The 7,404-nt window shown below is 57.5% G+C and carries 6 protein-coding genes; 5 read left to right on the forward strand and 1 reads right to left on the reverse strand.

The window, feature by feature from the left end; translation table 11 throughout:
- The 4 genes from rpoA to bfr form a co-directional block, all read left to right on the forward strand.
- Positions 1 to 700: DNA-directed RNA polymerase subunit alpha (rpoA, locus tag ACRESD_RS19300; protein WP_431752365.1), on the forward strand; the 700-nt coding region annotated here is incomplete at its 5' end.
- Between the two features lie 41 nt (positions 701 to 741).
- Positions 742 to 1,128, forward strand: a complete 387-nt coding sequence (gene rplQ / locus ACRESD_RS19305) for a 50S ribosomal protein L17 (protein ID WP_003176402.1) — start codon at positions 742 to 744, stop codon at positions 1,126 to 1,128.
- Between the two features lie 230 nt (positions 1,129 to 1,358).
- Complete coding sequence (locus ACRESD_RS19310) at positions 1,359 to 2,807, forward strand: catalase (protein ID WP_431752366.1); 1,449 nt, start codon at positions 1,359 to 1,361, stop codon at positions 2,805 to 2,807.
- 155 nt (positions 2,808 to 2,962) lie between these two features.
- A complete protein-coding gene (bfr, locus tag ACRESD_RS19315) occupies positions 2,963 to 3,427 on the forward strand; it encodes a bacterioferritin (protein ID WP_431752367.1) in 465 nt (154 codons plus the stop codon).
- Positions 3,428 to 3,491: 64 nt separating this feature from the next.
- Here the strand turns inward: bfr and uvrA are convergent, their stop codons facing one another.
- Complete coding sequence (gene uvrA / locus ACRESD_RS19320; RefSeq protein WP_431752368.1) at positions 3,492 to 6,326, reverse strand: excinuclease ABC subunit UvrA; 2,835 nt, start codon at positions 6,324 to 6,326, stop codon at positions 3,492 to 3,494.
- A gap of 178 nt (positions 6,327 to 6,504) precedes the next feature.
- Here uvrA and ACRESD_RS19325 point away from each other — a divergent pair.
- On the forward strand, positions 6,505 to 7,404 hold a 900-nt coding region (locus tag ACRESD_RS19325), incomplete at its 3' end, for an MFS transporter (RefSeq protein ID WP_431752369.1).

The following is a 7,404-nucleotide window of genomic DNA, read 5'->3' on the forward strand; positions in this document are numbered from 1 at the left end:
CTTGTCGAAGAAGGGTTCGGGGGTGGTTACCGCTGCCGATATTCAGCTGGATCATGATGTCGAGATCGTTAACCCCGATCACGTAATCGCTAACCTGGCGTCTAACGGCGCCCTGAACATGAAGCTCACCGTAGCTCGTGGTCGTGGTTATGAACCGGCCGACTCGCGTCAGAGCGATGAAGACGAAAGCCGCAGCATTGGTCGCTTGCAGCTTGACTCTTCGTTCAGCCCGGTTCGCCGTATCGCATACGTGGTGGAAAACGCCCGTGTCGAACAGCGTACTAACCTGGACAAGCTGGTTATTGATCTGGAAACCAACGGTACTCTGGATCCTGAAGAGGCTATCCGCCGCGCTGCAACCATTCTGCAACAGCAGTTGGCTGCGTTCGTCGACCTCAAAGGTGACAGCGAACCAGTGGTAATCGAGCAGGAAGACGAGATCGATCCGATCCTGCTTCGCCCGGTTGACGATCTGGAACTGACTGTACGTTCGGCTAACTGCCTTAAGGCGGAAAACATTTACTACATCGGCGACCTGATTCAGCGTACCGAAGTAGAACTGTTGAAGACTCCGAACCTGGGCAAGAAATCCTTGACTGAAATCAAGGACGTTCTGGCCTCCCGCGGTCTGTCCCTCGGCATGCGCCTCGACAACTGGCCGCCTGCAAGTCTTAAGAAGGACGACAAGGCGACTGCCTGATCGTCGTAATCACCGAACGTGAGTTTGGTAAGGAATGAACCATGCGTCATCGTAAAAGTGGTCGTCACCTGAGCCGTACCAGCTCGCACCGCAAGGCCATGTTCCAAAACATGGCGGTGTCGCTGTTCGAGCACGAGCTGATCAAAACTACACTGCCGAAAGCTAAAGAACTGCGTCGCGTTGCTGAGCCGCTGATCACTTTGGCCAAGACAGACAGCCTGGCTAACCGCCGTCTGGCTTTCGACCGTACTCGTTCGAAAGCTATCGTTGGTAAGCTCTTCAACGACCTGGGCAAGCGTTACGCTACCCGTGAGGGTGGCTACCTGCGCATCCTCAAGTGCGGTTTCCGCGCTGGCGACAACGCGCCTATGGCGTACGTCGAGTTGGTTGATCGTGCTACTGCCGGCGAAGCTGTAAGCGCCGAGTAAGACGACAGTCTGCAACGAAGAACCGGGCCAAGTGCCCGGTTTTTTGTGCGCGTTATAAAAATGCAATTTCAACAGTTTTCCACGGTCACACTATGGGCATCTGGGGGGATGGTAGTTATTTTCTATTGATGTCTATAGTTTTATGAATTTGTAGGCGTCATGTTGATGATCAATACTCCCCTCAGGCCGATTAGCCGGCAGTTCCAAGTCCGACCTGAGGAAAATTGAGCATGAGCCAGAATAAAATCCTTACCACCGCCAGCGGTGCACCCGTTGCGGACAACCAGAATTCCCGATCCGCAGGCCCGCGCGGTCCGTTGCTGCTCGATGATTTTCATCTGATCGAGAAGCTCGCTCACTTCAACCGTGAAAACATTCCTGAGCGTCGTGTGCACGCCAAGGGGTCGGGTGCCTATGGCACCTTCACGGTCACCAAAGACATCACGCAATACACCAGCGCGAAGTTGTTCGAGTCCGTCGGCAAGCAAACGCCAACCTTCCTGCGATTCTCTACTGTAGGTGGCGAGCGCGGTTCGGCTGATACTGAGCGCGATCCACGTGGTTTCGCCTTGAAGTTCTACACCGAAGAAGGCAATTGGGACATCGTGGGTAACAATACTCCGGTGTTCTTCATTCGCGATCCATTGAAGTTCCCGGACTTCATCCACACCCAGAAGCGCCTGCCGCAAAGCAACCTGAAAAGCGCTCAGATGATGTGGGACTTCTGGTCGCACTCTCCAGAGGCGTTGCACCAGGTCACCATTCTGTTTTCGGACCGTGGTATCCCTGACGGCTACCGACACATGCACGGCTTCGGTAGTCACACCTACAGCCTGATCAACGCCAAGGGCGAGCGTCATTGGGTTAAGTGGCACTACAAAACCAAGCAAGGTATCAAGAACCTGGCGCCAGCCGATGCAGCACGCCTGGCCGGTACCGACCCTGATTACGCTCAGCGTGATCTGTTCGGTGCGATCGAGCGTGGTGACTTCCCGAAATGGCGAGTGTGCATCCAGATCATGACCGAGGCTCAGGCCAACGCTCATTACGAAAATCCTTTCGATGTGACCAAAACCTGGTCGCAGAAGGAATTCCCGTTGATCGAAGTTGGCGAGCTGGAATTGAACCGCAATCCGCAAAACTACTTCGCTGAAGTGGAACAAGCCGCGTTCGGTCCAAGCAACATGGTTCCCGGCGTAGGTTTGTCACCAGACCGCATGCTGCAAGGCCGTGTATTCGCTTACGCCGATGCGCACCGCTACCGTGTAGGCACCAACCACCAGCAATTGCCGGTGAATGCCCCACTTAGCCCAGTGAACAGCTACCAGCGTGATGGTTCGATGGCCTTCGGCAGCAACGGTGGCGCAACGCCGAACTACGAGCCGAACAGCTACGCGGACGCACCGAAACAAGCACCACAGTACGCAGAGCCAGCGCTGGCCCTGAGCGGCGCCGCTGATCGTTACGATCACCGCGAAGACACTGACTACTACAGCCACGCCGGTGCGCTGTTCCGACTGATGAATGATGAGCAGAAAGCATTGCTCGTCAACAACATCGCCGGTGCAATGGCTGGAGTATCCAGCGATGTGGTTCAGCGCCAGCTGGGGCACTTCTACAAGGCAGACAAGGCTTATGGAGAAGCAATCGCAAAGGCGTTGGGTGTATCGCTTAACTGACTCTAAACGATAAGCAGAACCGCCCTCATTTGGGCGGTTTTTGCGTTATTTCAGCTACTTTTCTCAGGAAATCTTCACTTTTCTGCCGTTGGTCCCGTGACCTCCGAGTCATCATGGTTCAAACTACAGACTTTCAAGCAGGGAGATGTAGGGCGATGCAAGGTCACCCCGACGTAATCGATTACCTCAACACGTTGCTGACGGGCGAACTGGCAGCTCGTGACCAATATTTCATCCATTCGCGCATGTACGAAGACTGGGGTTTTACCGAACTCTACGAACGTATCAATCACGAAATGGAAGAAGAGGCACAGCACGCTGACGCGCTGATGCGCCGCATCCTGATGCTCGAAGGCACGCCGCGTATGCGTCCTGACGACCTGGATGTGGGCACTACGGTACCTGACATGCTCGCGGCCGACCTGCGTCTCGAGTACAAGGTGCGTGCCGCACTCTGCAAGGGCATCGAGCTCTGCGAGAAGCACAACGACTATGTCACCCGCGAAATCCTGCGCGTGCAGTTGGCCGACACCGAAGAAGATCACACCTACTGGCTGGAAAAGCAGCTGGGCCTGATCAAGCTGGTGGGTCTGGAGAATTATCTGCAGTCGCAGTTCTGATTCCTGGCAACAAGAAAGCCCTGTCACCGCGAAGTGACAGGGGCTTTTTATTGAGCCCGATAGATCAGGCCCGGTCGCGCGCCAACAGCGGTTTCAAGTAATAACCGGTATGCGACTGCGGCATTTCGGAAACCTGCTCTGGAGTGCCGACTGCAATGATCTGGCCGCCCTTGGAGCCGCCTTCCGGCCCAAGGTCCACCAGCCAGTCGGCTGTCTTGATCACATCCAGGTTATGCTCGATCACCACCACGGTATTGCCGTGGTCACGTAGACGGTGCAACACGTCCAACAGTTGTTGGATATCCGCAAAGTGCAGACCCGTGGTCGGTTCATCGAGGATGTACAGGGTCTTGCCTGTATCGCGCTTGGACAGCTCGCGAGACAGCTTAACCCGCTGTGCCTCACCACCGGACAGCGTAGTCGCCGACTGCCCCAGCTTGATGTACGACAGGCCTACATCCATCAGCGTCTGGAGTTTGCGCGCCAACGCAGGAACCGCGTCAAAGAACTCCCGCGCCTCCTCGATGGTCATCTCCAGGGTTTCGTGGATGCTCTTGCCCTTGTACTTGATCTCCAGGGTTTCGCGGTTATAGCGCTTGCTCTTGCATACGTCGCACGGCACGTAGATGTCCGGGAGGAAGTGCATTTCCACCTTGATCAAGCCATCGCCCTGGCATGCCTCGCAGCGCCCGCCCTTGACGTTGAACGAGAACCGACCTGGCCCGTAGCCCCGCGAGCGGGATTCCGGAACGCCCGCAAACAGCTCACGAATAGGTGTGAACAGCCCGGTATAGGTCGCTGGGTTGGAGCGCGGTGTGCGGCCAATCGGGCTTTGATCGATATCGACCACCTTGTCCAAGTGTTCCAAGCCTTTGATGCTGTCGTGCGCAGCCGCTTCCAGGGTTGTCGCGCCATTCAGCGCGGTGGCGCTTAACGGAAACAGCGTGTTGTTGATCAGTGTCGACTTGCCCGAACCGGAGACCCCGGTCACGCATGTCAGCAGGCCTAGCGGAATCTCCAGGTCGACATTGCGCAGGTTGTTGCCACGCGCGCCCTTGAGGTGGAGTGCGAGCTTCTTGTTGCGTGGAGTGCGTTTGGCCGGCACTTCGATCTTCACGCGGCCGGACAGATATTTGCCGGTCAACGAGTCTGGATGAGCCATGACTTCGGCAGGCGTGCCCTCGGCGACGATATGCCCGCCATGCACGCCCGCGCCCGGGCCAATGTCGACTACGTAATCCGCCAGGCGAATCGCGTCCTCATCGTGCTCGACCACGATCACCGTGTTGCCGATATCCCGCAGGTGTTTCAGCGTGCCCAGCAGGCGGTCGTTATCCCGTTGGTGCAAGCCAATCGACGGTTCATCGAGGATGTACAACACGCCTACGAGGCCGGCACCAATCTGGCTGGCCAGGCGAATCCGCTGGGCTTCACCACCAGACAAGGTATCGGCACTGCGATCCAGCGACAGGTAGTCCAGGCCAACGTTGACCAGGAACTGCAAGCGTTCGCGAATTTCCTTGAGGATCTTATCCGCGATTTCACCACGACGTCCGGTCAGCTTGAGTACGCCAAAGTACTCGCAGGCATCCCCAATCGGCAGGTTGGTCACAGCCGGCAATGTCTTCTCGCCCACCCACACATGTCGCGCCTCACGACGCAGACGCGTGCCCCGGCAATCCGGACACGGTTGAGTGCTGAGGAATTTTGCCAGTTCTTCACGCACGCTGGCCGATTCGGTCTCGCGGTAACGGCGCTCCAGATTCGGCACAATGCCTTCGAACGGATGAGAGCGTTTGACGATATCGCCCCGGTCGTTCAGGTACTTGAAGTCGACGTTCTGCGAGCCACTACCGTGCAGGATGACTTTCTGCTGCTCGCTCGGCAGTTGGTTGAACGGCACTTCCAGGCTGAATTTATAGTGCGATGCCAACGACCCCAGCATCTGGAAGTAATAGACGTTACGCCTGTCCCAGCCGCGTATCGCCCCTTCGGCCAAGGTCAGCTCGCCGTTGACCAGGCGCTTGATGTCGAAGAACTGTTTCACCCCCAGGCCGTCACAGGTCGGGCAGGCGCCAGCCGGGTTGTTGAAGGAGAACAACTTGGGTTCCAGCTCGCTGATCGCATGGCCACAGATCGGGCAGGCGAAGCGCGCGGAGAAGATAATCTCTTCGCCCGGCTCATCGTCCATCGGTGCCACCAGGGCAATGCCATCCGCCAGCTTCAATGCGGTCTCGAAGGATTCCGCCAAGCGCTGCTGTAGATCAGCCCGTACCTTGAAGCGGTCGACCACTACATCAATGGAGTGCTTCTTCTGCTTGTCGAGCTTCGGCGCTTCGTCCAGCTCATAGAGCTTGCCGTTGATGCGCGCGCGCACAAAACCCTGTGCTCGCAGTTCTTCGAAGACGGAAAGGTGTTCACCCTTGCGCTCACGAATCACTGGCGCCAACAACATCAGCTTCGCGCCTTCCGGTTGGGCCAGTACCAGGTCGACCATCTGGCTGACGGTCTGGGCCTCCAGTGGAATATCGTGGTCCGGGCAACGCGGAATGCCCACGCGTGCGTACAGCAAGCGCAGGTAGTCGTAGATTTCGGTAATGGTGCCCACGGTGGAGCGAGGGTTGTGGGAGGTCGATTTCTGTTCGATGGAAATCGCCGGCGACAGCCCTTCGATGGTGTCGACGTCGGGTTTTTCCATCATCGACAGGAACTGCCGGGCATAGGCCGACAGCGATTCCACATAGCGCCGCTGGCCTTCGGCATACAGCGTGTCGAACGCCAGGGACGATTTGCCGGACCCGGACAAGCCGGTGATGACGATCAGCTTGTCCCGGGGCAGGGTCAGGTCGATGTTCTTCAGGTTGTGGGTTCTAGCCCCACGAATCAGGATCTTGTCCAAGATGGCCTCGCACGGCGGGCGTAAATAATGCTGGAGTATACGGCTAAAGACTGGATGAATATACACTGTCAAAGTGCCGGGTGCAGCCTTACATGAAAGCTGCGCGGCAAAGCGCCGCATATACCCTCTCAATCGATGGGACTGGTAGAATCGCCGCCGGTTCACACGAGGTTTTTCCATGCACGATCCCCACAGCGAACGCATGAGTAGCGGCGAGACCCGAGCGGCAAGCGGTCTGGCCCTGGTGTTCGCCTTCCGTATGCTTGGCATGTTTATGGTGTTGCCGGTGCTGGCGACCTATGGAATGGATCTCGCAGGAGCGACCCCCGCATTGATTGGCCTGGCGATTGGCGCCTATGGCCTGACCCAGGCGATTTTCCAGATTCCGTTCGGGATCATTTCTGACCGCATTGGGCGCCGCCCGGTGATTTACCTCGGCTTGATCGTGTTTGCCCTCGGCAGTGTGCTCGCCGCTCAGTCCGATTCGATCTGGGGCGTCATCGCCGGGCGCGTGCTGCAAGGCGCCGGCGCGATTTCCGCAGCTGTGATGGCGTTGCTGTCCGACCTCACTCGTGAACAACACCGCACCAAGGCCATGGCCATGATCGGCATGACTATCGGGTTGTCGTTCGCGGTCGCCATGGTGGTCGGCCCCTTGTTGACCCGAGCGTTCGGCCTGCACGGGCTGTTCCTGGCCACCGGCGGCATGGCGTTGTTCGGGATCGTGATCGTAGCCTTCATGGTGCCGCGCTCCACCGGCACGTTGCAGCATCGCGAGTCGGGCGTTGCGCGCAAGGCCTTGTTGCCGACACTCAAGCATCCCGACTTGCTGCGCCTGGATTTAGGTATCTTCGTATTACACGCAATGCTGATGTGCAGCTTCGTCGCGCTACCCCTGGCGCTGGTCGAAAAAGCCGGCCTGCCCAAGGAGCAGCACTGGTGGGTCTACCTGACAGCGCTGTTGATTTCGTTCTTCGCCATGATCCCGTTCATCATCTATGGCGAGAAGAAACGCAAAATGAAACGAGTTCTGCTCGGCGCCGTCGCGACGCTCATGCTCACTGAGCTATTCTTCTGG

This window comes from Pseudomonas sp. (assembly GCF_050739995.1).
Taxonomy (GTDB): domain Bacteria; phylum Pseudomonadota; class Gammaproteobacteria; order Pseudomonadales; family Pseudomonadaceae; genus Aquipseudomonas.